Origin of the sequence: Paenibacillus chitinolyticus NBRC 15660 (assembly GCF_000739915.1) — a bacterium.
Taxonomy (GTDB): Bacteria; Bacillota; Bacilli; order Paenibacillales; family NBRC-103111; genus Paenibacillus_F; species Paenibacillus_F chitinolyticus.
Map to the genome: position 1 here is coordinate 542,077 of NZ_BBJT01000004.1, position 25,517 is coordinate 567,593.

Below are 25,517 nucleotides of genomic sequence, written 5' to 3' on the forward strand. Positions count from 1 at the left end.
CGTCCTGGCGTTATCCTTTCACACCGCCGAGGGCGATGCCCTTGATCACTTGTTTTTGCAGGGCGATAAAAATAACCAGCAGCGGGATAATGGCGGATAAAGAAGCCATCATAAGCACCGCGAAGTTGTCCGCATAGTCGTCCTTGAAGAGCTGAATACCGAGCGTGATCGGATAAAGGTCTTTGTCCAGCAGGAAAATAAGCGGCATCTGGTAGTCGTTCCATGTCCAGATGAATTTGATGATCGCGACCGTGGCGAGAATCGGCTTACAGAGCGGCAGCATAATCTGCCAGTAAATGCGGAAGTAACCCGCGCCGTCGATTTTGGCGGCTTCGATGAAGTCGCTGTGTATGCTCATCATAAACTGTCGCAGCAAGAATGTGAAATAGATGGAGAACATCATCATCAGGATCAGCGCCGCGTGCGTATCATACAGACCGAGCCAGCGGATCAGCAGGAAGCGCGGAATCAGCGTCGCCTGCTCCGGCACGATCATAAACGTCAGAAGCAGCGTAAACGCGATATTGCGTCCCCGGAAGTTCAGCTTCGTGAACGAGAACGCGGCCATCGAGGAGATGATCAGCGTCAGAGCCGTAACGATTACGGACAGTTTGATCGAGTTAAAATAAAACAGGTGAAACGGGACATTGCCGGCCCACACGGCTTTGAAGTTCCCTACCGCGTTCCATGCCTTCGGGATCCACTCGATCGGGAAAACCATGACGTCCTTCTCGTATTTCATGGCAGCCGAGGTCATCCACAGGAGCGGAATCAGAAAGCACAGGGAGAACAGGCCGATAATCACGGTGTTAAACAATTTCCAGAAGTCGAATTTGCGCAGACTCATAGGTGCTTCCTCCTATCCGTAGTGAACCTGGCGCTTCTGAATCTGCCAGGAAATCAGAGTGATAATGCCGACAATGGCGAACAGCAGCCACGAAATCGAAGAAGCGTAGCCCATCCGGAAGTTGCGGAATCCTTCTTCGTAAATCCGGTACACCAGCACCGTGGAGGCGTTATTGGGGCCGCCGCTCGTCAGGAAGGCGATCAGATCGAATACCTTGAACGAACCCATCAGCAGCGTGATAAACAAGAACGTATTCGTCGGGCCGAGCATCGGCATCGTGATTTTGTAAAACTTCTGCAGAGAGCTCGCGCCGTCAATGCTGGCGGCTTCGTACATATCGTCCGGAATTCCGGACAGGCCCGCCATATAAATAATGATCTGATAGCCCAGTCCCGCCCAGATGGCGATAATCGCGATGGACAGCAGGGCATACTTCGGATCTGCCAGCCACATCGGCGGATTGTCGATCCCCATGCTTTTCAGAAAACCGTTAATCGGCCCCAGCGAAGGGTGGTACAAAGCGCTCCAGACCGCGCCGACCGCAATAATCGACGAAATGTACGGAATAAAAAACGCCACTTTAAAATAGCTCTGCGCGTACACTTTCGTGTGAATCAGCACCGCAAGCACCAGGGACAGCGCCATGCCGACCGGTACCGTAAGGACGGTGTAGATCAAGTTGTTTTTGATCGCGGCAAGAACCTTATCGTCCTGGAACATTTCTACATAGTTTTGCAGACCGACGAATTTGACGGAAGACATCCCGCCCAGCAGGTTCCAATCGCACAAGCTCATATAAAGGGAAAATAAGACCGGGAATAAATACAGCAGCACAATGCCGATCAGCTCCGGGGACAGAAACAGCCAGCCTATCGTAGCCTCTTTCCTCCGGTGGTTCCAAAACGGCTTCTTGGGAGCCGACGCGGCTGCCCTGCTCACATTCGAGCTGTCCTGTTTCATACTCAAGCACCTCTCTACCTTGATGGTACCTTCACTATACGATGGCCGGACGAACGGGACCGATTCGGATTCTGACCTAAATGTGCACTATTTTGACTTTGCTTTGGGGGAACGCCTGCAGGAACTCAAGGTGAAAAATGACTGCCGGACGATGACCGGAAGGAGATTAAGAAGAAGGACCGGGAGCAGGTGACCAGCTCAGATCCGGCCGCAGGACCCGTCTTGTCATCCTGACGGGTGAATTCCAAATCCGCAGCAAATAACCACGGTCGCGGCGACCGTGGTTACTCCGGTTTATTACCTATACCTGGGAAATCTGGTCTGTCACACGGATGTTTGCTTGTCCGCGGGGAATACAAGCCCGATCTGTCTGCGGGCTTCGTCCATAATTTCCATCGCGGTCAGCGAAACCTCGTGGGAATTGACGGCGGATTCCGTCTTGCCGTCCCGGATCAGGTCGATAAACTCCTGAACCTCATAGTACATGTTCCGCGCGATCTGAGGCTGCGTAAGATCCTCCACGGAACCGTCCCTGTAGCGGATTTCGACTTTTTCCGGCTGGCTGATCTTGTCGATCACCATCGTGCCGTTCTCGCCCTGAATCTCCGAGGACTGATAGGAATGCGTAATTTTCGAGTGCATGATAACGGCGTCCATCTCCCCGTACTTGAGCAGCACGCTGCCCTCTCCGTCCACGCCCGATTCCAGCAGCATGCCGCCCGCCTTTACGGCGTCGGGTTTGCCGAACAACTGAACGGCCGGATGCACGCAGTATACCCCGAGGTCCATCATGGACCCGTTGGAAAAAACGGGATTGAACGCGTTCAGGACGGTGCCCTGCTTGTACGCGTCATAGCGCGAAGAATACTGGCAGTAGCTGCCGAAATACCGGCGTACCGGACCGATTTTGTGAAGATTGTCCCGGATGGCCTTGAAGTTCGGAAGCAGCGTGGATTTCAAAGCTTCCATCAGCAGCACTTTGTTCTCCTTCGCCGCCTCGATCATCGCGCTCAGTTCCCGCGTATTGGAAGCGATAGGCTTCTCGCACAGCACGTGCTTGCCGCCCTTCATCAGCGCAATGGCCTGCTCGGCGTGAAAAGAATTGGGGCTGGCGATATAAACCGCGTCGAATTCGCCGCTTTGAGCCATGGCTTCCAGGTCCGTATATATGTGCTGGATATCGAATTTGTCCGCAAATTGCCGCGCGCGCTCCGCCGTGCGGGAATAAACCCCGGTGAGCCGGAAGTCTTTCGATTCCCTGCCGGCATGAATGAGCTCTTCCGTAATCCAATTCGTTCCTACGACTGCAAATCTGATCATCCTCGTCTTCCTTTCTTTTCAACCGTTATGTATGATTCCTAGTTTATCATGCCCGGTACTATCGGCAAAATAGCGGCGGCTTGCGCCGCATGGACTTCGATCAAAATGTGCTCCGGCCGCGATATCGAGCGGAGATATAGAAATCTGAGGCAAAACGGCGCCGCGCCGTCGATGCCCGGCCAGCTTTCAGACCCGCGCCCCTCAAATGGTTCGGAACCGCTCTGCGCAGTAAGCTGTTCGATCATCCGGCGGGCTAAAGCCGTAGCGGCAGGCCCGTCACTGCAGGGCACGGCACGACACCAGCACAACGCTCGCGGAAGCGGGTTCTGCCGGCGCCTCCCCGTCTGCCCGCCCCTCCGCAAAAAAAGCGCCTGCCCGTCGTCTGCCGGGGAGGCGCTTTTTTTGTTTGCGGTCCGAGCCTTATGCGACCGGTGCCGTTGTGAGGCTTCACGGCCTCCGAATCCACCGGCTTCGCTTCCCCTTTTTGAGAGGAAAAACGTTTCCGGCCGACTTCGCGTTAACGGAAGCCGGGAGCGGCACCCCGCAGCACCGGGAAGAACGGACCGCCTCCCTCTACAGCTTTTTCGCGTCCTGCACTCTGAGCCGCCCGTCCTCCGTAAACCACAGAGGCGCGCTCAGCAATCCGAGCAGCATGGCGGTCAGCGCCGCGGCCGAGGACAGCACGAACATGATCAGAATCTGATAGCGCACCGCCTCCACCGGGTCGGCTCCCGCCGCGATCATGCCGGTCATCATGCCCGGAAGCTGGACGAGTCCCGTCGTCTTCATGCCGTCGAGTGTCGGAATCATGCCGGAGCGGACCGACCGCTTGATCGATGCATGAATGGCCTGCTTCGCGGTGGCGCCCAAAGCAAGCAGAGCTTCGATCTCTCCGCGAGCCGCCTCCATTTCCCTTTTCATCGCATTCAGAAAAAGACCCGCCACGATCATCGAACTGCCGATGGTAATCCCGCTGATCGGGATAATGAACTGCGGAATCGCTTCGATGATGCCGAACCCGAGCAGCAGCGCCATCGTCACAGCCTCGGTGCAAGCCAGAGCGAGGGCAATCCGGGTTTTTATGCCGGGAATCTCTTTAGCCCGTTTGCCCACGTTCCAGGTGGCGACCGCGATCATAGCCGCCACGATCAAGACCATAAACAGCGGGTGCTTGGCATCGAACACCATATGCAGCACATACCCGACAAACAGGAGCTGCACGGCGGAACGTATCGTGCCGACGATAATTTCTTTCTCCAGCCCCAGCTTCTGTCTCATGGACAGTAAAATCGTCACGGCCACGAACACCAGCGTGCTGGCCAGCGCAAGATTGGACATCAGTACTCCTCCCTTTCCCGGTCGGGACGCGAGATAAACCGGCGCGCCTGCTCGGTCGAAGGCCCCCGGAAGAATTCTGCGGTCAGCGCCGACTCCATCAGCCGCCCTTCGTCCATAAACCATACGGAATCGCTCGTTTGAGCCGCCTGCTCCAGATCATGCGTAATCCAGACCAGCGACGCGCCGCCGCTTTGCGACCAATCGACGAGCAGACGCTCGGCCGCCCTCTTGCTGCCGGGATCGAGCGACGCCGTCACTTCGTCGAGCAGCATCACGTCCGGCTGAAGGAGCATGGCCCGGACGAGAGCCGTCCGCTGCTTTTCGCCGCCGGACAAATCTCCGCCCTGCTTCGACCAGTCCAGACCTTCCAGACCGAGTGCAGCCATAGACCGCTCTGCGAGCCCGCGGTCGAACGGGGTTCCGTGCAGCCTGCTCACCGTCTGCAAATTCTCTTCCACGCTGCCCGGCAGCATAACCGGCTGCTGGGCGACGTAGCAGATTTTTTTGCGCCACTCCTGCGGTTTCCAGCCGTCTGCGCTTTTGCCATGAAGCCTGAGTTCCCCTTCATCCGGCCGGTCGAGACGAGCCAGTATGCGGAGCAGCGTCGTTTTCCCCTGCCCCGACGTCCCGATCACCGCAACGCGCTCACCCTCCCCAACCTCAGCCGAGATGTCCCGGAACAAGTAATCGGAGGGTCGGTCGTGCCTTTTTTTTGAAATGCCGTGCAAAATGAGCCTCGTACCCACTATGTAACACTCCCTGCCGCAAACGCCTCAAGCATCCGCTAGTCGTTATCCCCCATTATAGCCCGGGACGGACCCGACGAAAATACATGACGAGTATGGAATCGTTCCGGTGAAATCGCCGGAGGCGAATTGAACTTGATTATCCGATCACAGATTCAAAGAAGCATTCAGCAAGGCAAGGCTTCCTCCTCATGGACCACATATAAACAAGTAAACCCCATCCAATTGGACGGGGCTTTTATTTAGTACCTGGGTGTATGGAGTGTTGACCTAATTCTCTTCCGTTCCCCCAGCCGCCCAATACCCAGCCGGATAAGCAACCAGGAGTGTGGCAATAGATTGATAAGTCATGTTTGAATCATAATAAAGGTCAAGTCTTGTTGCAATCGTAACGACTGCAAGGACAAAAGGGACGGTCAGAATTATTCTTTGGGTGCGGGTTTTCACAGCATCACCACCGTTTTACTACTTATTTAAAATTGTAGTAGTCTTTCATAGTCATCACTGTTAAATGTTACCAATAATTTACATGTAAGTCAAAGGTAATAATATAGCCGCATTCGCAGAAGAAAACTTCAAACAACATGATGACAACTATTTTCATGAGTTGCTTGGTGAATCCATGAAAACGACCTTTCACCCAGAGTAAATCCCGCGCAAAACAAAAGCTGCGGATCTTTCCGGTATCCCGGCAAAGACCGCAGCTTTTTATCTTTTCGATCACCGTTTCTCCGGTTGAGCGGAAGCCAGGCAGTCGCCCCTAGCCGTCACCGCTAGCTGTCGCCGCCGCCCGTCTGCCAACACCGCCCGCGCTCACTCCGGCCGCTCCAGCGAGAAAATCTCGCCGAGCTTGCTGTAGCTGCTGCCGGCGAGCCGGCTGACCGGACGGAGCGCGGCCGGATCAATGCGCCCTCCGCTGTACAGCTCGTCGGCGATGTGGAAGCGGACCACGCGGCCGATCAGGAGATCGCACGCCGGCGCGGATTCGATGCCGCCGAGCGGGATCGACCGCTCCAGCACGCATTCCATGCGGATCTTCGCTTCCGCTACGCCGGGCACGGCGATTTTGCCGCTCTCGACGAGCGTCAGTCCCGCAAGCTCGATCTCGCTCTCATCCGGCGGCAGACCGGCCGCCGTCGCGTTGATCGCGTCGATGTACGATTCGTCGCTAATGTGAACGACGAACGCGCCCAGGTCGCGTGCGTTGCGCGCGGTATCCTTCGGCTCTCCGTTCTTCCGCTGGACGGAGACGGAAATCAACGGCGGGTTCGCCGCCACAATGTTGAAGTAACTGAACGGCGCCGCATTTACAATGCCTTCTTTAGACAGCGTCGTCACGAAAGCGACCGGCCGGGGAATGATACTCCCGATCAGCAGCTTATACGTTTCGCGTTCGCTCTGGCTTTCCGGGTCAATCTCAATCATATTCCTCTCCCCTTTCCCGTCTCCGCTTCCGCGGGGCGGGGTACTGTGACGCCGGCGAGGAAGCTCCATTAGGCGGCGCTTCCTGCCCTACAGGGTTACGACCGCTGCCCTGATTCCGTGCCTCGCACGCAGCCTCAGCCCTTAAAGCGATCCGCAAACCAACGGGCCGCGGCGTCAACTTCCGAACCCGTCAGCTGGTGCCCGTAGTTCTCCCAGTGAATGTCCACTTCGGCTCCCGCCGCTTCCAGCAGGCTCTTAAGTTCCTCCGTCTCGCCCGGCGTGCAGAGCGGATCGTTCTTGCCGGCGCCGATAAAGACGGGCAGACCTGCGGAATCCGGGAGCTCGATACCTCTGCGAGGCACCATCGGATGATGAAGGATCGCCCCTTTCAACGCCTGCTTATAGTGGAAAAGCAGGCTTCCCGCAATGTTCGCTCCGTTGGAATAGCCTACGGCAACGAGATTGCTGCGGTCGAACCCGTACTTTTCCGCCGCCTCGTCCAGAAACCCGCCCAGTTCCTCCGTACGGAATACGAGATCTTCCTCGTCGAATATGCCCTCCGCCAGTCTGCGGAAAAAACGCGGCATCCCGTTTTCAAGCACATTGCCCCGAACGCTCAGCACCGAGGATTCCGGCGAGATGCGCTCGGCCAGCGGAAGCAGATCGTGCTCGGTTCCTCCCGTCCCGTGAAAAAGAACCAGGACAGGCGCGGCCGGATTGCTTCCTTCGCGGTACACATGTTTCATCGTCATTGTTTATCCGCCTCCAATACACGGACTTCGATAGGAGGAAGTCCTTTCTGGATCGTCGCCCGGTGAGGTTCGTACCACTCCGGCAGCACAAGCTCTTCGCCAAGCGCTTCGAACGGCTCGTCACGCGTGAAGCCCGGAGGATCCGTGGCGATTTCGAACAAGATTCCGCCCGCCTCGCGGAAGTAAATCGCGTTAAAATACTGTCGGTCGATAACCGGCGTCGGCTCGAATCCGTTCGTCTGGACATGATCTCTCCAGTCCTCGTGGTCTTCGAAGTCTTTGGCCCTCCAAGCGATATGATGGACCGTACCCGATCCGCCCGAGCCGTGAGGCACCTCGTCTTTTTTGATATCCACCACATTGCCGATGTCGCCTTCCGATACGAAACGGACCAATCCGTCCTCCTCGGCGGTTCTTGTCAGCCCCATAACATGTTCAACGGTATGCATCGTGCTTTCCGGGTTCAGGCTGTAGAGCACCGCGCCCCCGAAGCCCTTGATCGCTTTGTCCGCGGGTACGCCGCCGAACGACCATTTGCTGTCCGCGCCTTCCGCGCGTTCCACCAGCTCAAGCTCCAAGCCGTCGATATCCTGGAACTGGATGTACGTTTCCGAGAAACGTTCCGTCTCACGGAACGAAACATCCAGTTTCCGCAGCCGCTCTTTCCAGAAAGGCAGCGCTCCCTGCGGAACCGCAAAGGTGATAATGCCGACCTGCCCGCCGCCGATGCGGCCTTTGCGCGACGTTGCCCAAGGGAAAAACGTGATGGCCGTGCCCGGGCTTCCCGATTCATTGCCGAAATACAGATGATACACTTCCGGCGCGTCGAAGTTGATCGTTTTTTTCACAAGTCTCAGACCGAGTACACCCGCGTAAAAATCAACGTTCGCCTGCGCGTCTTTCACAAAAGCGGTAATATGATGAATGCCTGCTGTTTTTTTCGTCATGGTTTAGCACCTCTTCGGTTTTAATATAGGTTGGCTTTACAGGAGAAAATTAGTCGGGAACCCTTCAGAAAGAGTCCCTGCTTACGAATTCGCCGACCGGCTTGCGGTAACCGCGCGGCCTTTGGCCGGAAATGTCTTCCTTGCCTATCGTAATGAGCAGGGCCGGTACATACCGGTCCGGGATGTTCAGCGCCTCGCGCATCGCGTCCGCGTCGAAGCCGATCATCGGGCAGGTGTCCCACCCTCTGTCTTTGGCGGCCAGCATGAAGGTCATCGCCGACAAGCTCGCGTTGCGGATCGCTTCGTCGCGTTTGAACGCTTCGCCTCTGTCCTCGTAAAACGCCGTGACCGCTTCGATCGTCTGATCATACTCCTGCTTGTTGATTACGCCCAAATTCAGCAGCCCTTCGTTGATCTTACCGGCATCGTGATGGGCGTCCATATGACCGAGCACCAGAATCGCGGCCGAAGCCATTTTTACCTTGTACTGCTTGTTAGCGGCCTCATATATCCGCTCCTTTACCGCTGGGTCTTTCACGACCACGTAATGCGCGTGCTGCAAATTAAAAGCCGACGGCGCATATTTGACCAGGCTGAAAATCGCATCCAGTTCCTGATCCGGCAGCTCGACACCTTGCACGAATTTGGTAGCCGATCTCCGTTCTTTTAATACCGTTTCGAATTCTTTCATGATCATCTCTCCTATTTCAACAGTGGTAGGGTTTTGCGTCTATATCAACCGTCAAGCGGAAGCTTGCGGGAAATGTGTTTCGGTCGTGCGGACTTGTTACGGAAGCGTGCCGGACAAAAGTCCTCTTACGCTTACGGCAGGTCGATCAGCATGAGACGGGCTCCCGTCTCCGTATGCAGTTCGAGCCGCTCTTGCTCCGTGATGCGCGCCGCGTCCCTGCGGGAGAGCTTGTAAGCGCCGTCCGCCGTGGCGGAGCCTTCGATGACGAAGACGTACATCCGTCTTCCCGGCTTCTGGCTGAACGTAAGCGCTTGTCCAGGCTCAAGCTCGGCCAGGTAGAGCGTCAGATCCTGATGGATGCGGGCCGGCTTCACTCCGTCATCGCCGTCACCGGCGGCGCTTTCCCCGGGCCGTCCCGTTACGACGGGCACCCATTCGTTTTTGCGGCTGTCCAGGTCGTAGGCTGCCTGCTCATAGGAAGGGGTCAGCCCTTCCTCATTCGGGGTAAACCAGAGCTGGAGCAGCTCCACTTCTTCCGAAGCCGAAGGATTCGTCTCGGAATGTTCGATGCCGGTCCCCGCGGTCATCCGCTGGACTTCTCCCGCACGCGTGACCGTTTTGTTGCCCAGCGTGTCTTCGTGCTGAAGCTCTCCCCGGAGCACAACCGTCACAATCTCCATTTCCTCGTGCTTATGGAAATCGAAACCTTTTAGCGGCTGCACCCGATCGTCGTTAAACACCCTCAGCGGCCCGAACTCCGTATTCCCCGGATCGAAATATCCGCCGAATGAAAAGCTGTGGCTCGTATACAGCCAGCCGAAATTTCTCGTAATGCGCGCCAGCGCTCCATGTACTTTGATCATGAGAACCGCTCCCTTCATCCGAATGAACTCAACATGAAATCTTAAATTTGGTTATCTTAATTTTAAGATATGTGCCAAAAAATTTTTCAGCTCTGCTTCTGAGCCGCCGTACCCAGCTTTTTGATCAGCCCGATCGCCAGCTTCTTCTCTTCGGCCGTCAATCCGTTCATGCTCGCCTTCACAACCTCGGCATGTTCGGGAAAAATATCGTTAAACAGCTCCGTACCCCGTTCCGTAATCTCCGCATAAGTCACCCGGCGGTCACTCGGACACGAGATCCGTCTCAGAAGCTCTTTCTTCTCCAGTTTGTCAATGTTATAGGTGATGCTTCCGCTGGTCACAAGAATCTTGTCTCCGATCTGCTGAAGCGGAAACTTTCCTTTATGGTACAAAAGCTCCAGTATGGCGAACTCCGAAGGAGACAAGCCGTGTCTTTTCATATCCTTGACCGAGCGGTCCATAATAACCTTCTGGGCTTTCGAAAGGACGACAAACAATTTAAGCGATAAGTCGATGTCTTCATTCACTAAGGTGCTGTCCTGCTCTTTCATGCGGTTCACCACCGTTTCGTTTATATCTCAAATTTGAATATCTTTAATTTAAGATAAATATACACCTCTTCGAAAGAGGTGTCAAGCACATTCGCAATAGGGGTCCGAAACTTTTGGGCCTGTCTAAATAAAACAGACGTCTATTCCGGAGAAGGCCCCAGCGGGATGCGGTACTGCGAGCATTCTTCCACGATATGCTCCCCTTGCGAATAAATCCAGCGGAAGCGGAAGTGACTGCCACCATAGCCCGTTTTCTCACGGATATCGGGAACGACCACCGTCTCCATATTGTCCATCAGCGTCCGCTGCATATCCGTCAGCCTCTGTTCGTTTGCCTTCCGGCGCTCCTCCGCTTCCTCTTCGGACGGCGAAGTCTGGAGGTAATACTCGCGGCCGACCTCTTCGGCGCTCCAACCCTGCGGCAGAGGCGCTCCCGAACCTCGGAAAATTTCCTTCACCGTTTCAATCCAATCGTTGTAAAGATCCATTTCTACTTTCAAAATTGAGTCCCCCGTTCTTCCGGCTAACCGGTTGTCTCTCTGATTTTACCCTATTCCGGGGCGTTTTGGACAGAGAGCGGGACGCATACTCCAAGCAGCACCGATTGTGCCGTTCCTGCGGCGGCAGTCTGAAGAATTCTTAACCGAACATTCTGCCGCGAAAGATTTCATGCCCTAATCAGCATTTACCGCAAGACCGTCCTGTATCCAATAAAAAAGAACCTTCCCGGCGGATTTAACAGGCCTTTCGTGCCCCTTAACGGCTCCATGCAGCACATTTTTATACGACTGTTGTGATGGGAGAGAGCTGTTCCTTTTCGCTGGAACTGACCCCACTAAAAAATCGGCCTGTCGCAAAGAATGCGAACAAAGGCCGATTTTTTACTTTTGGAGTTGTTGTTTTTGGAAAGGATTGAGGCTAACTACCTCACACCTTTACTAAGTAATTGCGGATTCTTTCCAACCAGTAGTGTCACCAGGTTTTGATTTTACTATGACCGATACTGATGCAGAAATGAAGCCTAGCGTAGCAGTTCCATAAACTGTAAACGGACCGTTTCCATAAGCGTAGCCTCCGCTTTTATAGGCGCTTGAAACACCATCACTTACAATAACTAAAGGATCGATGTTCCAGTGTGAATTCACAGCAGTGTCTGCTGAGAGCACGTTATTATTTCCGTCAATGGTATAGAATACTTTTGTTTTTAGAGTTGTTAAATCAATCCCTAAAAATGTCATAGTCCAGGAATAAGACCCCCAATAGCTTTCTTCACTTGCTGTTGTGATGGCTCTTTTTTTGTTGGATGATTCTTCTACCTTGCTTTGTATAACTACTTCTCCGTTTGAAATAGAAGTGGATCTTCCTAAAGCTACCGTTTTCATAGAATCAAAAGCTTGTTTAGTGACATTCGGATCATAAATAAGTTCAACCAAACGACTTTTTTCTGTTTCAGACAGTTTATTGTATTTTTGAATCTGTTCGCTAACAAGAGGATCAGATTTATCTAAGTTGTAAAGATACTGTTCAAATTTGACCTTGTTGTCAATTGGAGCAGCGAAACCACTCGATGAAAATACAAACATTAAAACAAGAGAAACGGACAACATAAAAATCGAAATCTTTTTCAAAAAAATCCCTCCAATGCTATTTTTTACCACAAATAAATAATAGCATATTCGGGATTAAAAGCAACTATTTAGGTTGCTATAATAAAAATTGATATCGATGAAAGAATTCCCAATACAAAGAGAGTTAACATTACCCAATAAATTTTGAGCTTTACTTTGTGGTTTTCTATCAATTTCCTTATGAACAAAAATAGTATTAAATAAATTAGGCTTTGTACGCAAACAGCAGCGAGTAAGTGATTCAAAACGTTTCAACTCCTTTTTCTTTTTTATCTGGCGGAAGATGGGGGGGTCTGTAAAATTATAGCTCATTTACATTATACTTCAATTTTGTCAGAAAGATTCATTTTAATTCGATCCGCAAGGAGCACCTGGCGCCGGCGGACGGCCGACTGTGGCCAGGCTAATGTATTTTTCATCTAAACCGTTTCTTTCCGTTTCACCTCCCGTGGGGCTACATCCGCCACCGGACGGAAGGATTTTTCCCCGTTTCGTCTTCTTTGTGTTCTACTTTTGACCCCTGCATTTGATCTCAAATCCCGGTAGGAATAGGAAATAGCAATCTGTTGATAATTCGCCAGGTTCCCACCCTCTATCCACAGCCTCAATACGGAAAGGTTCCACTTCATCAGCGTTCGCAGGCAATTTGGTCTTTGTCCCGGTCGAGCTTCTTGTTCGCGTCGTAGAGCTCTTTGGAAGCGTAAGGCTTGTACTTGGTTTTGCCACCTTTGTTCTTGGTCGAACCCGAACGGAACCGAAAACAAAATATTGTTGTAAATTTGCGCGTCGTCCCAGCGGATGAAGCCGGTCGGATTAAGGTCATAAGAAAGCCGGAACAGGCTATCCTCTCGAACAAACAAGGGCACCGGAAAAAGGGTGTAGCGGATTACTTTCACCATATAAACGAACTTCCTCCCAAACTATTCCCGATCTTCGATAACAACTTCGATATCCTTATGGAGGCTATTGTCATAGAGAGTTACATTCCAAACATTCTTTTCGTTGTCCAGAGAGATTTTCTTCACAGTCGGGATATGGGTCTTTTCCTGATGAAAGGCCCTTCGCAGCACCTCTTCAGGCTCCAGAACCGCGCCTTCAGGCTTCTCCGTTTTTTCCTTAGAGAGGAAGGTTCCGCTTGTTTGTCCCGGATAGGACGTCATGATCATCCCTGTAATCTCAACCGTAACTTTTTCCCCCACATTAACTTGATCCGCAATTCCCGCTATCCAGTCCGCATCATAAATTTTTTCGTTACCCATTAAGCTGCTTTCGGAATTGCTCACAAGCAGCGCCCGATTCGCCTTCGTGTCTTTTTCCGCCACATATCCGGTAAAAGTGCTTTTTGACTGTTCTGGACTTTCTAGACTTTCTGGACTCTCTATACATCCCGGCAAGCAGACAAGCACGAAAATAACTAGAAGGATGTTTCGGATCATAAACGCCCACCTGTTCTATCCATTTATTTCCACACTTTTACAGACTCTATTTCTTCAAAAAAAGTTTCTTTTCCGTCGAAAATTCTTTCCTGCCGAAAAAACGGACAAAAAAAGATGCCCGGGATGGGCATCTTACTTGGATCGATTACGGCGTCCACCAGTTGCCGGACACCATAATCATGCTGAGCACGCGGATGCTGTTGTCGTAATAGTAGCTGTCGGAGGTCGGCGAGTTCACGATGTCGCTCCACACCTTGTTCAGCCACGTCTGGTTGGACGAATCCACCATCGCGCTGACGGCAAAAGGAGCGGTGAACGCGATCGCGTGATCCGCTTCGATCACCTTGCCGCTCAGTTCATAGCCCGAAGCGATCTTGGCCGGGTTGCCTCCGGTTGCGGACTGGATCCAGCTGTTCATCTTGCGGACTTGGCTCAGCGCCCGGGTATCCCCGCTTATAAGGTAGTCCGTCGCAATCCGCCAAGGCGTTCGGCAGGAGTTCCAGCTGTAGTCGTTATCGGTCGCTTCCTCCAGATAACCTTCCGGCGCCGGCGCGTAAGTGCCGTCCGACTTGCGCACGATGAAGTCCGGAAGCAGCCCCGTATTCGGGGAGTTATTTTTGAACACCGTATTGATCACGTTGTAAGTCGTGTCCGTCACTTTATCCCAGTTCGCATTGCCCGTGGCGGCCTTGAATGCCTTAAGATGATTCAGCATAAAATCGGACGCGCGTGTGCCCGGACCGAATTCGGGATCGCTGTCGGAGGCCCAATCGCCCATCTTTAGATGGAAATATTTCGCGTGCACTTCACGCTTCATGATGGCGTTGATAATTTTCACGGCTTCGCTCTTGTAGTTGACCGTTCCCGAGCTGCCCCACTGCTTGTCGGCAAGCAGCAGCGCATAGGCGATATCCATATCGCCGTCCGTAGCCGCGTCGCTGCCCGAAGTGTCCACGATATTGCCGGACGAATCCTTCGCTTGCTGCCATGCCATCAGAGCCGGATCAATCGAGCTCGGGTGGGCTTTATAGAAGCGGTAAAGCCCGTCGAAATACGTCTGGGCGTCGGCATCGTGACCCGCCATATAAGCGGTGATCAGCATGCCGTATCCGTGGCCTTCCGAGCAGGAAACGACGTCCTTCGGTTTCGTTACGATTTTTTCTTTATTATAAAATACGTAGTACTGGTTTGAAATCTTCGGATGCTTGACGAGGTATCTCGATTTCCATTCGTCATATTTCGTTTTGACCTGCTGATCGAGCTGGGCCTGGGTATAATTGTTCGGTTTGATCGTGCCGGACGTATACGAGACATGCTGAGGGAACGGTTTTAGGGCGGCTGCCGCGACCGCGTTAACAGCCTGACTTTGTACCAGGGTATCTTCCGAAGCGGATGCGGCCGGTACACCTTGAGCGCCCGCCATAACCGGAGCGGCCACCAGGCTGCATAACAAACAAGCGGATGCGGTGAATCCCAGTAATGTTTTCTTCATCGTTCATTCTCCTCTCTGATTTGCACTGCGTATGAATCGGACCAGCAAAATCCCCACCCTTTCGCGCGGGCCATCACCTCCCGGAACGCATCGGCCAGACCACACTCCACAGTCCGGTACATAAAGTTAAAGCGCTTTAACTTTTGGCCGTAAAAAAACAGCTGTCCTCACCTGACCCAACAAAATCGTGAACGAAATTGCGTTTTTCAGAGTAATTCGGCAGCTGCTGCGTTTTGATCCTAACTCAAACTATAAGCGCTTTCAATTTCCTTGTCAACCATAATTTAGAAATCGTTTTATGATTCTTTTGTAAATAAATTTGTTAATTTCTTAATTTTCCTTATTTTCCGGGCAAGCTTCGGCGGCAGATACGGCTTCGATCACATCCGAAAAGGAGATACCTAAACAACTCCGGACGATATAAGCCGATTCATTAAAAGCTTCCGCTTTATGAGCGTACCTTTTGGCTTGTCCTTTATACCCCAGGGAATCGTAAAGTTTTGCCGTTAACTGATATTCATTAGCTTGATTAAAAAGCAGGACACACACTTGAAACGCTTTCTCCAATTCTTTCAAGCCTCCAGTTTTCAATTCTATTTTGGTAAAGTTGAGGGGCCAAACCGTTTGACGCCTTCATAAACATATAGGTCGGGATGAAGTCTTAACCACCTAAAACTTTACAATAAATGGGATTCACAACACTCTGATCATACACAATTTGTATAGTTATGTCTATACAAAACAACCGGAGAAGAGCCGACATAGGCTCATCCTTCATGGAATTCATAAAGCTCCTCCATATGGCAGTCAAGAGTGAACGCGACTGTGGCGGCCGCATCGAAAGACATCTTCTCCCGATCGTTGACCCAGTTGGAGATTTGATGCCTCGAATAGCCCGTCCTCCGTGCCAATTCAGCCTGTCTCATCCCGGCCCTTTGAAGCAGCAGCCTAAGTCGGCAGCTCCCGCGGGTGTATGCCAACCTTTATTTCTCCCCTCAGTAATTCATGATGTTGGGTTCATTGTATCATTCACGTCATTAATAAGTAAGCGGGCCGACGGCATTTCGGCGAAGATAGCGAGTAACGAAACGCAGCAAAAAAGAAAAACCCTTCTTTATAAGCGAAGGGTTTAAAAATTGCAGACGGCCTTATCTGTCCCCGAGCAGCCGCTCATGGAGAAAGTCGACGACATGCATGACCTTCATGCTGCCGTCGCCGTGACGCTCGTTGCCCAGCTTCATTTGAAGCAGGCAGCCGGGATTGCTCGTCAGCAGATATCTGGCTTCCGTGGCGTTGGCATGGACCATTTTGTGATCCAATATCTGATTGGCCATTTCCGGCTGGGTCAGATTATAGATGCCCGCCGAACCGCAGCAGCGGTCGGCCTCGAACATCTCCACGTACTCGACGCCCGCCACCTGCCGCATAAGCTTCCGCGGAGCGTCGGAGGAGCGCATCACATTGCGCAGATGGCAGGAGTCCTGGTACGTGATGCGAACGGAAGACGCGGGTGCCGAGGCGGCAGCGGCGCTCGCGGCAGACGGCTGCACGGACGCGTCCTCGATCGCCGCGAGCTCGGCGCCGATGTCCGCGGGAGCGGCTGCCGTGCTGCCGGCGGCCGCTGCGGTTGCAGGCGTGCCCGCAACGGCGGCAGAGGCTTCCGCCTGCGCCGCAGGGTCCGCGGCCTGCGGCGCACTCGCTCCGGCGGCAACCGGACCGCCTGCCGTGAGAGCCCGGCCCCGCTCGGCGAATTTCGGCACCCGGCCGAAGTTGACGAGCAGGTCGCTGACGTCCTTGACGCGGGCGGCAAACCACGCCGCGTCGTCCTTCCACTGCGCATCCTCATGCAGCAGATGGTCGTACTCCGTCAGGATGGCTCCGCAGCCGCCCGCGTTGGAGACGATATAATCCACGCCGGCTTCCCGGAAGGCGCGGATATTGCCGCGGGCCAGCGAGCGTGCCCCGTCCGCCTCCCCGCTGTGCGCGTGAAGCGCGCCGCAGCAGTTCTGCGTGTCGGGGATGACCACTTCGAAGCCCGCTTGGGTGAGCAGCTCGACCGTATGGACATTCGTTTCCGTGAACATAACGTCCATCAGGCAGCCGCGGAAAAGCCCTACGGTCGCCACCTTGGCCCCGACAGCCGGATGGCGGCTCCCGATCCGCTCGATTACGCCCCGCGAGGACGACTCCGGCAAAATCTGTTCCATTTCCCTCATATGATCGGGGAAAAGCTTCATGATGCCGCTGCCCCGCGTGATTTTCTGCAGCCCCGAACGCTGATAAAATCCAAGCGCGCCGCCCAGCAGCTTCATCCGGTTCTGCTTCGGGAATACCGCCTTAAACGCCGTACGGCGGGCAAGCTTCACCCAGCCCCGGTGACTGTCCGTGTGATCCTCGATCGCATCGCGCGCCTGCTCGATAAGCTGCCCGTACTTCACGTCGGCGGGGCAAGCCGGCTCGCAGGCCCGGCAGCCGAGGCAGTGGTTCATCTGCTCTTCGAATGCGGCGTCCGGCGCCATAATCCCGTCCGCGACCGCCTTCATGAGCGCGATGCGGCCGCGCGGCGACTCCGCCTCGATGCCCGTTTCCCGGAAAGTCGGGCAGGCCGGCAGGCAGAAGCCGCAGCGCATACAGTTCGTCAACTGGTCCTCGTCCAGGCGGAGCTTCAGCTTCTGTGCCAGCGGATTGCTCGTGGTGCATGCTGCTTTCTCAGCCACGGTCGATCACCACCCTTTTGCGTGATTCTTTGGCGAAAACTTTGCCGGGATTGAGCAGATTAAACGGATCGAACGCCTGCTTGATCCCTTTCATGACCTCAATACCCGCCGCGCCCACTTTCCACTCCAGGAAAGGGGCTTTGACGAGGCCGACTCCGTGTTCCCCGGTAATCGTACCCCCGAGCCGGATCGCCGCTTCGAAAATTTCCTCGAAAGCGGCCTCGACCCGGTGAACCTCCTCGGGATCTCGCGCATCTGTCGTCGCCGTCGGGTGAAGATTTCCGTCGCCCGCATGGCCGAACGTGCAGATGGTTACGTCATGCTTCTTGGCGATCCGGTTAATCTCCATCACCATATCGGCGATCTTGGAGCGGGGAACGGTCGCATCCTCCAATATCGTCGTCGGACGCAGCCTTGCAAGCGCGGTAAACGCACTGCGCCTTGCCGTCAGCAGCTTCAGCGCTTCCTCTTCGTCCGCCGCGACGGCGATGCGGTCCGCGTTTTCGCTGCGGCAGATGTTCTCGATCATCGCGATATCCCGCTCCACCGTGGCGGGGTCGCCATCCTGCTCGATCAGCAGAATCGCTTCCATATCGAGAGGCAGCCCCAGCTTGGCGAAATCATCGACCACCCGGATGGTCGGATTATCGAGAAATTCCAGCGTGGCCGGGATGATCCGGTTCTCGATAATTTTCGAAACGGTGCGAGCCGCGCCGTACAAATCTTTGTACATCGCCAGCATCGTCTTTTTCGCCTTCGGCGGCGGAATGAGCTTCAAGGTCGCCTCCGTTATAACGGCCAGCGTTCCTTCCGATCCGACAAGCAGCTTCGTAAGGTCATACCCGGCCACGTCTTTCATGAGCTTGCCGCCGGTACGGATAATTTCCCCGCTAGGAAGCACAGCCTCCAGACCGATAACGTAATCCTTCGTCGTCCCGTATTTCAGCCCGCGCAAACCTCCGGAGCACTCCGCAATATTGCCGCCGAGCGTGGAGATCGACATGGAACTCGGGTCCGGCGGGTAAAAAAGCCCCAAAGACTCCACATGGGTAATAAACTGTTTCGTATTCAAGCCCGGCTGCACGACCGCCGTCAAATTTTCCAGATCGACCTCCAGAATGCGGTTCATCCGGTGCATCACCATCACGACCCCGCCCTGCACAGGCACGGTTCCCCCGCACAAATTCGTACCCGATCCGCGGCTGATAAGCGGTACCCGGTGTTCGCTCAGCACCTTCATAATGGCCGACACCTGAGCGGTATCCGCCGGATAAATTACGCCGTCGGGCAGCGACTGGAGCATCGGCGTCCCGTCGTAGGAATGGGTCACGAGCGACTGCGGATCGTCTTTAAACCCTTCCGCGCCCGCAATGGCGATCAATTTTTGTCTGACTTGTTCGTTCAGCAAATTCAGCACCCCTTTTATAAAATCGGCCCGCTTCTGAAAACGTCTTCATTTCTTTGTGATTGCTCTTTGATAAAGCCATTTAAGCGTTGAAATAAATTTCGATAATAGATCAGGTCATCTGATGACTTTCTTTACAATTAAGTATACACTAAAATAAATCAACCGGAAGCCGGAAAATAAAATTTTTAACACGGGGGCTTAACAAATGGATGTAAATACGAACGGACGGCCGCTTAAAAGTCATGAATGGGTGTTGAACGATCTCCGGAAGCAGCTGGAGGAAGGACGGCTCGCCGTCGGCGACCGCCTCTCTTCCGTCGTGGACCTTGCCGCGCAATACGGCGTGGGCCGCTCCACGATCCGCGAAGCGCTGAGCGTCCTGAAGGCCATGGGCCTGCTCGATATCCGGCAGGGCGGCGGCACCTTCGTCAAGGCGCTCCCCACAGAGCCCCCGCACCCGGGCCTGCTGCGCCCGGAATGGGTCGGCCGGGCCGAATCGCTGCGGCACATCCTCGAGGTCCGGCGGGTGCTGGAGACCGGCTGCGCCTCTCTAGCCGCCGTCAGCCGGACGGATGACGATCTCGCCGCGCTCGCGGAGACCCTCCGCAGCATGGAGGAACATCTCGGCGACGAAGCGCTGAGCGAGCAGGCCGATGTCCGCTTCCATGAACAGATCGCCGCCGCCACGCACAATCCCGTGCTGGCCGATCTGATGGCGTCGCTTTCGCAGAAGCTGCACGACAGCATGAAAGACACACGGGCGCTCTGGTTTTACGCCGAGCGTTCATCGGCGGAGCGTCTGCTGCGCGAGCATCAGGCCATTTTCGACGCCATCCGTTCCCGGCAGCCGCAGGAAGCCTCGACGCGAATGGAGCAACATATTACCAAAGTGGAGCAGGTACTCGGGGAAAAAGGCGCCGATGTTCCGTCCCGGTAAACTTCCCCGCCGGACGACGCCCATGCTTCGCATTCTTATTGAGCATGCAGGCACACGCTTGCAAGGCAAGCCCTCTTGCCGTTCGTCACGCGATTACGGCTGAGTCAGGTTGCCGGTCCGTTTCGTCCAGTCTTTTAGCTGCCAGACGACCGACCTTGGCCGCAATCCACGATTTTTCATCGGCTCATGTAGTCACGGCCGGCAGCCCGTCACGCTCTTGGCCCGAAGACCCTAGATTCAAGTCCCGTCCGCAGCCTGTCACGGCTCACTCCGCATCCGCGGGCTCGCTTCGCATCCCCGGGTTCTCTCCGCTTTGGCGGCAGCGCGTGGCCCGGCAGGCGGACAGCCCGTCACACCCTTCCGCAAGCTGAATAGGATGCTACAAGCAACCTTCGGGAGGGATTGTCGTGCCTACCATCAGCCTTTGCATGATCGTGAAGAACGAAGAGGATCATATCGGGCGCTGTCTTGCGTCCGTAGCGGATCTCGTGGACGAGATCATCATCGTGGATACGGGGTCCACGGACCGGACGGTCCCCATCGTGCGGGAGTATACGGACCGCGTCCATCATTTCCGGTGGATCGACGATTTTGCCGCCGCCCGCAATTATTCGTTTAGCCTGGCCGAAAAAGAGTACATCCTCTGGCTGGACGCGGACGACGTATTCGAGGAGCCGGACCGGATCAAGCTCGCCTCGCTCAAGAAAACCCTGGAACCTTCCGTGGACGCGGTTAATATGGTTTACAACCTCGCTTTTGACGAATTCGGCCAAGTATCCGCCAGTATCCGGCGCAACCGCCTCGTCAAGAGAAGCTGCGGCTTTCTCTGGCACGGACCCGTGCATGAATATCTGGAAGTCGGCGGAAGTGTCCGGACGACGGATATCGCCGTCACCCACCGGGCTCTGTACCACGACAGCGGCCGCAATTTGCGCATTTACGAAAACCGGCTGGCCCGGAGAGAAACCTTCTCGCCGAGGGACTTGTTTTATTTCGCCAATGAATTGAAAGACCACCGGATGTACAACCGGGCCATCCATTATTACGAGGAGTTTCTCGGGACGGGGAACGGCTGGATCGAGGACAACATCTCCGCATGCGGCAGGCTGGCGGACTGTTTTCACGCGCTCGGGGACGAGAAGCGGGAGCTAGACAGCGTGTTCCGCTCGTTCCTCTACGCAAGCCCCCGCGCTGAATTTTGCTGCCGGCTGGGCTACGTCTTTTTACGGAAAAAGGAGTACCGCACCGCCGCGTACTGGTACGAGGCCGCTTTACAGGCGGGAAAGCATACGGATTCGTGGGCGCTGACCCATGTCGCCTGCTCGACCTGGCTCCCGCATCTGCAGTTGTGCGTCTGCTATGACCGTCTAGGCGAACACGAGCTTGCGCACCGGCACAACGAGACGGTGCTGGAGTACCGTCCCGGCGACCGCCAGGCTTTGGCCAACAAGACTTATCTCGACGGCGTGCTGGCCAGAAAAGAAGAAGCCCCCGCGGATTAACCCGCGGGGGTTTTGTTTGCAGTCTGAGGCAAGGGCCGGATTTGTTTGCAGAATGGGCAGGAGCCTAAATTCCCGGACAGTGTTGCTGCACGGTGTCCCTGCACGATGTCCCTGCCCAGCGCCTATGCGTGGTGCTTCTTCATGCTGTCCCTGCGCAGTGTCTTTGCTCGTTGTCTCTGCGCCGTGTCCCTGCCCAGCGCCTCTGCGTGGTGCTTCTGCATGCTGCCCTTGCGCGGTGTCTCTGCCAATCGCCTCTGTTCGGCGCCTCTGCCGGCGTCGTTTCCTCCGCTGACGCTAACCCAGCACCGGCGGCTTCCTGCGCGGGCGAAGCTGCTCGAAGGCGTAAGCCAGCTTGATGAGCATGGGCTCCGCGAAAGCTCCTCCCGTGAACATCACGCCGAAAGGCATCCCGCTCCGCAAGTACCCGCTCGGCACCGCGATCGAAGGATAACCGGCCTTGGCCGCGATCTCGTCGCCCGCCGTGTTGGGGAACAGCAGCGCATCGAGCTGATGCTTCCGCATCGCGAAGTCGATCCCTTCCGTCCGGGACAAACGGAGGTCGGCCAGCCGGTGAAGCAGATATTCGGGTTCGGTCAGCTTGCCCGAAGTGGCTTCCGACCGGATCAGCACCTGCTGCCCGTACTTCAGCGCTTCGTCCGCATGGGCCTCGTTAAAGGCGATCAGCTCCGCCAGCGTATACACCGGCAGTCCGTCAGGAAGCCTGCTCAGATACGCGTTGATATCCGCCTTAAACTCGTAGTAGAACACCTTCGAATGGTGACCGGACAGCTCTTCCAGCGAAGGAATCTCCACCGGATCGACGATGACCGCCCCCGCCTCCCGGATTTCCTCTAGCAGGCCTTCGAAAAGCTCCCGTTCCTCGTCGGTGAGCGGGTCCAGGTGCTCGCTGCGCGGAACGCCGATCCGTGCGCCTTTCAAGCCGTCCTTGTCCAGATGGACGGTAAAGTCCGGCTCTTCCAAGCCTGCCGCGCTGCCTGTCGCCGCATCCTGCGGATCGTACCCGCAGAGCACGCTAAGCAGCGCGGCGGCGTCCGCCACCGTCCGGGCCATCGGTCCGGCGGTGTCCTGGCTGTGCGCGAGCGGAATGATGCCGCTTCGCGAAATGCGTCCCAGCGTCGGCTTGATGCCGACGACGGAGTTGTGGATCGCCGGGCTGAGAATGGAGCCCGACGTCTCGGTTCCGATGGCAACCGTCGTGACGTCGATGGCGACGGAGGCGCCGCTTCCCGTGCTCGATCCGCCGGCGAACAGGTCCGCCCCGTACGGGTTCAGCACCTGGCCTCCGCGGGAGCTGTAACCGGAAATCATATCGTCGGCCATGAAATTGGCCCATTCCGTCATGTTCGCTTTGCCGAGGATAATCGCCCCGGCTTCTCTCAGCTTTTTGACAAGAAAGGCGTCTTCCCCGGCGTAATGATCCTTGAGCGCAAGGGAACCCGCGCTTGTATGCATGTTATCCGCCGTCTGAATGTTGTCCTTGAGCAGGACGGGAATGCCGTGGAGCGGTCCGCGTACTTGTCCGAGCCGCCTCTGTGCATCCGCCGCCTCCGCCAGATGCAGAGCGTCCGGATTCAGCTCCAGGACTGAATTAATGCCGGGCCCCTGCTGATCGAACGCCGCGATCCGTTCGATATAATACCGGACCAGTTGGAACGACGTGCATTCTCCCTGCTCCATGGCATGCTGCAGCCCGGCAATGGTTGCTTCCGCAAATAAAACCATTATGCGGTTCCCCTCTCTTTTTCATCGCTAAAATAAGTTCCGTCTGTTTCCCGGTTCTCGTTACACTCCCATTATCCCAGAGGGCAGACCGTTCCTACAAGGGTACGATTCATTATAGAAAAAAAGGCCTCCGTGCCGGCAGCTTGACCTCGGCGCAGAAACCTTGTTAATGCGGATGTTCTGTTCGTATCATCCTTCCAAAAATGCGGCTATCTCCTCCTGAAGCCCGCCCAGCCTCTCCCGGAGGTCTTGGAGGATTCTTTCGTCAGAGATAAGGGAGTAGAGATGGAACGCCCGCTTGTATTGTCCGGCCGCCATAAATATCTCCCCGATCAGCCGCGTGACATGATCGCTTCTGGGGTGCAGCAGGGAATACGGATGCTCCAGCTGTTTCAGCCGGTTCAGCCCCGATTCGGCTCGGGTCACCAGATTCCCCGTGCCGTCCGTATACTCATGCAGAAGCAAATAGTACAGCCCGTCGGTGCAATCGGGATAGATCGCGTTGATTTCCTCTGCCAGGGCATTCAGCGGCTCGTTGTATTGAGGCTGTCTGTCCAGTATACCGGCCAAAAGCAGCAGGCTGCGCAGATGAAAATGGTCCGGCTCGGTACGCGTTCCCCTTAGCCGGAGTCCTTTGCGGATTCCCTCCACGACTTCATGGTCGGGATATCCCGCTTCCTGCTTTTCCCTCGCCAGAAAATAGTGCCACCGGATGTTATCCGGCTCCCTGGACACCATCTGTTCTTCCAGCCGGATGTTCCGCTCGTGCTTATTCTTCGCCTTGATCACCTTCGGCTCGTACCCGTCGTGAGACAGCGTGAAATTCGTCATAAGATGCCGCAGATCCGCGCCTCTTTCGTCCATCTCCCTCCGGAGATCCTCATGAATGACGCCGTAGTAGCGCAGCCCGTCTTCCCGGCGGTACATTCTGCGGGTCAGCGTCAATTCCCCGCCGTCATGGTTGACGATTTTGGGCGAGACGACCAGCGCTTCGGCCGGACAATCGTAGAACAGCCCCAAAAAAGCTCTAAGCTCCGCCCCGTCGCCGATCAGGGCTTCGTCCGCATCCAACTGGAAGATCCAGTCTCCGGCCGCCAGATCGTTCAGCCGGTTGCGGATTTCGGCAAAATCGTCCTGCCATTCCGCAAATTCGATCCGGACGTGGGGGTGGCCGCCGCGGATTATGTCGACCGTGCCGTCCGTCGAGCCCGTATCGAGGACGATGATCTCGTCGGCCAGCCCCTGCACACTGTCGAGACAGCGCGCGATGCACCGTTCTTCGTTGAAGACGGGAATAACGACCGATATCGACGCCTGGCCCGGCCGGAGCAGATCCTCGAGCAGTTCTCCGTATTCGCTGCCGTTCAGCGCCGCTAATTCTTCCCGCATGTGAGGCGGTTCTTCTCCGATGAGGGAAGCAAGCTCATCCGAGCATTCCCTCACCTTTTCCAGCAGGGTAATCCGCTTTTCAACCCGGCGGAGCAGGTTCTCCGCGAGCCCGTCCGCGCTGGACGGTTGTGTGGAGTGGACAGATCCGGAGAGCGGGAGCGGCATCCCCGGCTCTGCTTGAGCCCGCACCTCTCCGAATGCGTGCTCCGGCCCCGGGTTCCGGGACTCCTCCGCGGAACGAAGCAGCTCCTTATGTATGGTTTCAAAGAAAGGGAGATTGTATCGGTACGCGTTCAGCCAATCCCGGTCCATCGTAGTCATGCGCTCACTCCTCCGCCTCTTGAATCTTTATACCGGGATTATTACCCGGCATAGCGATATGAAAAAACAGGGCCGGTTATACCGGCCCCGCCCCGTTTCCTGATTAGCAGTTGCTGTTCTTCGCCGGATAAGGCGAGCAGCCCTTCGCCGGTTTGCTGTTGCCTCCGGTCACATCTCCGAGTCCGCAGCCGAGCGGATTCGAGAAGAGGCCCCGCAGGAAGTCAGCCGTCCAGCGCGCATGGTCTCTCCAGTCGCCACCGTTGACGTTCATCATTTCGGTTTCATCCAGCTTGGTGAAAGAGTGGTTACTTTTGAGTGTTTTCATTGTAAGTTCTCCTTTCCGAAGTAGGTTGAATAACCTCGTCTCTATTTAACCCGGAGTTCCAAAATTCAATCGTTATTTGGTTATATTATCCATTTATTTGAAGGTTTTAATTATTATAAAACATGTTATTAATCTCGCTTTAACGGGTTATGTAAAGGTAAGAACCTGCTGTAGGAAGG

At 55.2% G+C, this 25,517-nt stretch carries 24 protein-coding genes and 1 pseudogene; 2 read left to right on the forward strand and 23 right to left on the reverse strand.

Translation table 11 applies throughout. From position 1 onward, the window contains the following. Positions 1 to 10: 10 nt before the first annotated feature. The 20 genes and pseudogenes from PCH01S_RS12415 to PCH01S_RS12515 all read right to left on the reverse strand — a co-directional run bounded on the left by PCH01S_RS12415 (position 11) and on the right by PCH01S_RS12515 (position 19,121). On the reverse strand, positions 11 to 847 hold the full coding sequence (locus PCH01S_RS12415; protein WP_042229702.1) for a carbohydrate ABC transporter permease: 837 nt from the start codon (positions 845 to 847) through the stop codon (positions 11 to 13). A 12-nt stretch (positions 848 to 859) separates the two neighbouring features. Beyond that, positions 860 to 1,807: a carbohydrate ABC transporter permease gene (locus tag PCH01S_RS12420; RefSeq protein WP_042229704.1), complete on the reverse strand. Its 948-nt coding sequence runs from the start codon at positions 1,805 to 1,807 to the stop codon at positions 860 to 862. Positions 1,808 to 2,131: 324 nt separating this feature from the next. Next, entirely contained in the window at positions 2,132 to 3,127 is a 996-nt protein-coding gene (locus PCH01S_RS12425) for a Gfo/Idh/MocA family protein (protein ID WP_042229706.1), read from the reverse strand. A gap of 573 nt (positions 3,128 to 3,700) precedes the next feature. Beyond that, complete coding sequence (locus PCH01S_RS12435; RefSeq protein WP_042229708.1) at positions 3,701 to 4,465, reverse strand: ABC transporter permease; 765 nt, start codon at positions 4,463 to 4,465, stop codon at positions 3,701 to 3,703. Beyond that, positions 4,465 to 5,211 carry an ABC transporter ATP-binding protein gene (locus tag PCH01S_RS12440; RefSeq protein WP_042229710.1) on the reverse strand — a complete coding sequence of 249 codons (747 nt, stop codon included), beginning with the start codon at positions 5,209 to 5,211 and terminating at the stop codon, positions 4,465 to 4,467. Before PCH01S_RS12440 ends, PCH01S_RS12435 begins: the two co-directional genes overlap by 1 nt. Before the next feature lie 813 nt (positions 5,212 to 6,024). Next, entirely contained in the window at positions 6,025 to 6,636 is a 612-nt protein-coding gene (locus tag PCH01S_RS12445; protein WP_042229957.1) for a flavin reductase family protein, read from the reverse strand. A 134-nt stretch (positions 6,637 to 6,770) separates the two neighbouring features. Beyond that, positions 6,771 to 7,382: an alpha/beta hydrolase gene (locus PCH01S_RS12450; RefSeq protein WP_174446812.1), complete on the reverse strand. Its 612-nt coding sequence runs from the start codon at positions 7,380 to 7,382 to the stop codon at positions 6,771 to 6,773. Between the two features lie 2 nt (positions 7,383 to 7,384). Next, on the reverse strand, positions 7,385 to 8,335 hold the full coding sequence (locus tag PCH01S_RS12455; RefSeq protein WP_042229714.1) for a ring-cleaving dioxygenase: 951 nt from the start codon (positions 8,333 to 8,335) through the stop codon (positions 7,385 to 7,387). Between the two features lie 64 nt (positions 8,336 to 8,399). Beyond that, positions 8,400 to 9,026: a nitroreductase family protein gene (locus tag PCH01S_RS12460; protein WP_042229716.1), complete on the reverse strand. Its 627-nt coding sequence runs from the start codon at positions 9,024 to 9,026 to the stop codon at positions 8,400 to 8,402. A 131-nt stretch (positions 9,027 to 9,157) separates the two neighbouring features. After that, the gene (locus PCH01S_RS12465; RefSeq protein WP_042229717.1) at positions 9,158 to 9,889 is read right to left on the reverse strand and encodes a pirin family protein; all 732 of its coding nucleotides are present in this window, start codon (positions 9,887 to 9,889) and stop codon (positions 9,158 to 9,160) included. A gap of 86 nt (positions 9,890 to 9,975) precedes the next feature. Continuing rightward, the gene (locus PCH01S_RS12470) at positions 9,976 to 10,440 is read right to left on the reverse strand and encodes a MarR family winged helix-turn-helix transcriptional regulator (RefSeq protein WP_042229719.1); all 465 of its coding nucleotides are present in this window, start codon (positions 10,438 to 10,440) and stop codon (positions 9,976 to 9,978) included. A gap of 140 nt (positions 10,441 to 10,580) precedes the next feature. Further along, a complete protein-coding gene (locus PCH01S_RS12475) occupies positions 10,581 to 10,940 on the reverse strand; it encodes a hypothetical protein (protein WP_042229720.1) in 360 nt (119 codons plus the stop codon). Positions 10,941 to 11,378: 438 nt separating this feature from the next. Next, positions 11,379 to 12,068 carry a hypothetical protein gene (locus PCH01S_RS12480; protein WP_042229722.1) on the reverse strand — a complete coding sequence of 230 codons (690 nt, stop codon included), beginning with the start codon at positions 12,066 to 12,068 and terminating at the stop codon, positions 11,379 to 11,381. A gap of 628 nt (positions 12,069 to 12,696) precedes the next feature. After that, positions 12,697 to 12,819, reverse strand: a pseudogene (locus tag PCH01S_RS30415) (excalibur calcium-binding domain-containing protein); the annotation flags it as partial. 169 nt (positions 12,820 to 12,988) lie between these two features. Further along, on the reverse strand, positions 12,989 to 13,504 hold the full coding sequence (locus tag PCH01S_RS12490; RefSeq protein ID WP_042229725.1) for a DUF3221 domain-containing protein: 516 nt from the start codon (positions 13,502 to 13,504) through the stop codon (positions 12,989 to 12,991). Between the two features lie 145 nt (positions 13,505 to 13,649). After that, a complete protein-coding gene (locus PCH01S_RS12495; RefSeq protein ID WP_042229726.1) occupies positions 13,650 to 14,996 on the reverse strand; it encodes a glycosyl hydrolase family 8 in 1,347 nt (448 codons plus the stop codon). 330 nt (positions 14,997 to 15,326) lie between these two features. Next, positions 15,327 to 15,563 carry a hypothetical protein gene (locus tag PCH01S_RS12500; protein WP_042229728.1) on the reverse strand — a complete coding sequence of 79 codons (237 nt, stop codon included), beginning with the start codon at positions 15,561 to 15,563 and terminating at the stop codon, positions 15,327 to 15,329. Positions 15,564 to 15,763: 200 nt separating this feature from the next. Next, positions 15,764 to 15,976: a helix-turn-helix domain-containing protein gene (locus tag PCH01S_RS12505; protein ID WP_084706587.1), complete on the reverse strand. Its 213-nt coding sequence runs from the start codon at positions 15,974 to 15,976 to the stop codon at positions 15,764 to 15,766. Between the two features lie 168 nt (positions 15,977 to 16,144). Then, the gene (locus tag PCH01S_RS12510; RefSeq protein ID WP_042229729.1) at positions 16,145 to 17,713 is read right to left on the reverse strand and encodes a (Fe-S)-binding protein; all 1,569 of its coding nucleotides are present in this window, start codon (positions 17,711 to 17,713) and stop codon (positions 16,145 to 16,147) included. Beyond that, positions 17,706 to 19,121: an FAD-linked oxidase C-terminal domain-containing protein gene (locus PCH01S_RS12515; RefSeq protein ID WP_042229730.1), complete on the reverse strand. Its 1,416-nt coding sequence runs from the start codon at positions 19,119 to 19,121 to the stop codon at positions 17,706 to 17,708. The genes PCH01S_RS12510 and PCH01S_RS12515 overlap by 8 nt, the downstream gene beginning before the upstream one ends. 205 nt (positions 19,122 to 19,326) lie before the next feature. On the opposite strand from PCH01S_RS12515, the gene PCH01S_RS12520 reads away from it, so the two are divergent. Both PCH01S_RS12520 and PCH01S_RS12525 read left to right on the forward strand, forming a co-directional pair. Beyond that, the gene (locus tag PCH01S_RS12520) at positions 19,327 to 20,058 is read left to right on the forward strand and encodes a FadR/GntR family transcriptional regulator (RefSeq protein WP_042229732.1); all 732 of its coding nucleotides are present in this window, start codon (positions 19,327 to 19,329) and stop codon (positions 20,056 to 20,058) included. Between the two features lie 407 nt (positions 20,059 to 20,465). Beyond that, positions 20,466 to 21,560 (forward strand): tetratricopeptide repeat-containing glycosyltransferase family 2 protein, encoded by a 1,095-nt coding sequence (locus tag PCH01S_RS12525; RefSeq protein WP_042229734.1) that lies wholly within the window; start codon positions 20,466 to 20,468, stop codon positions 21,558 to 21,560. Positions 21,561 to 21,854: 294 nt separating this feature from the next. Here PCH01S_RS12525 and PCH01S_RS12530 read toward each other — a convergent pair whose 3' ends face one another. From PCH01S_RS12530 to PCH01S_RS12540, 3 genes are all read right to left on the reverse strand, one after another. Then, positions 21,855 to 23,303 carry an amidase gene (locus PCH01S_RS12530; protein ID WP_174446801.1) on the reverse strand — a complete coding sequence of 483 codons (1,449 nt, stop codon included), beginning with the start codon at positions 23,301 to 23,303 and terminating at the stop codon, positions 21,855 to 21,857. A gap of 189 nt (positions 23,304 to 23,492) precedes the next feature. Then, positions 23,493 to 25,013 (reverse strand): glycosyltransferase family 2 protein, encoded by a 1,521-nt coding sequence (locus PCH01S_RS12535; protein WP_042229736.1) that lies wholly within the window; start codon positions 25,011 to 25,013, stop codon positions 23,493 to 23,495. 103 nt (positions 25,014 to 25,116) lie between these two features. Further along, positions 25,117 to 25,338: a bacteriocin-type signal sequence gene (locus tag PCH01S_RS12540; RefSeq protein WP_009672156.1), complete on the reverse strand. Its 222-nt coding sequence runs from the start codon at positions 25,336 to 25,338 to the stop codon at positions 25,117 to 25,119. Positions 25,339 to 25,517: the final 179 nt, after the last annotated feature.

Coding starts and splice junctions, on each gene's coding strand:
- PCH01S_RS12415 (WP_042229702.1), bottom strand. CDS start 847: ATGAGTCTGCGCAAATTCGACTTCTGGAAATTGTTTAACACCGTGATT.
- PCH01S_RS12420 (WP_042229704.1), bottom strand. CDS start 1,807: ATGAAACAGGACAGCTCGAATGTGAGCAGGGCAGCCGCGTCGGCTCCC.
- PCH01S_RS12425 (WP_042229706.1), bottom strand. CDS start 3,127: ATGATCAGATTTGCAGTCGTAGGAACGAATTGGATTACGGAAGAGCTC.
- PCH01S_RS12435 (WP_042229708.1), bottom strand. CDS start 4,465: ATGTCCAATCTTGCGCTGGCCAGCACGCTGGTGTTCGTGGCCGTGACG.
- PCH01S_RS12445 (WP_042229957.1), bottom strand. CDS start 6,636: ATGATTGAGATTGACCCGGAAAGCCAGAGCGAACGCGAAACGTATAAG.
- PCH01S_RS12450 (WP_174446812.1), bottom strand. CDS start 7,382: ATGAAACATGTGTACCGCGAAGGAAGCAATCCGGCCGCGCCTGTCCTG.
- PCH01S_RS12455 (WP_042229714.1), bottom strand. CDS start 8,335: ATGACGAAAAAAACAGCAGGCATTCATCATATTACCGCTTTTGTGAAA.
- PCH01S_RS12460 (WP_042229716.1), bottom strand. CDS start 9,026: ATGAAAGAATTCGAAACGGTATTAAAAGAACGGAGATCGGCTACCAAA.
- PCH01S_RS12465 (WP_042229717.1), bottom strand. CDS start 9,889: ATGATCAAAGTACATGGAGCGCTGGCGCGCATTACGAGAAATTTCGGC.
- PCH01S_RS12470 (WP_042229719.1), bottom strand. CDS start 10,440: ATGAAAGAGCAGGACAGCACCTTAGTGAATGAAGACATCGACTTATCG.
- PCH01S_RS12490 (WP_042229725.1), bottom strand. CDS start 13,504: ATGATCCGAAACATCCTTCTAGTTATTTTCGTGCTTGTCTGCTTGCCG.
- PCH01S_RS12495 (WP_042229726.1), bottom strand. CDS start 14,996: ATGAAGAAAACATTACTGGGATTCACCGCATCCGCTTGTTTGTTATGC.
- PCH01S_RS12520 (WP_042229732.1), top strand. CDS start 19,327: ATGGATGTAAATACGAACGGACGGCCGCTTAAAAGTCATGAATGGGTG.
- PCH01S_RS12530 (WP_174446801.1), bottom strand. CDS start 23,303: ATGGTTTTATTTGCGGAAGCAACCATTGCCGGGCTGCAGCATGCCATG.
- PCH01S_RS12535 (WP_042229736.1), bottom strand. CDS start 25,013: ATGACTACGATGGACCGGGATTGGCTGAACGCGTACCGATACAATCTC.
- PCH01S_RS12540 (WP_009672156.1), bottom strand. CDS start 25,338: ATGAAAACACTCAAAAGTAACCACTCTTTCACCAAGCTGGATGAAACC.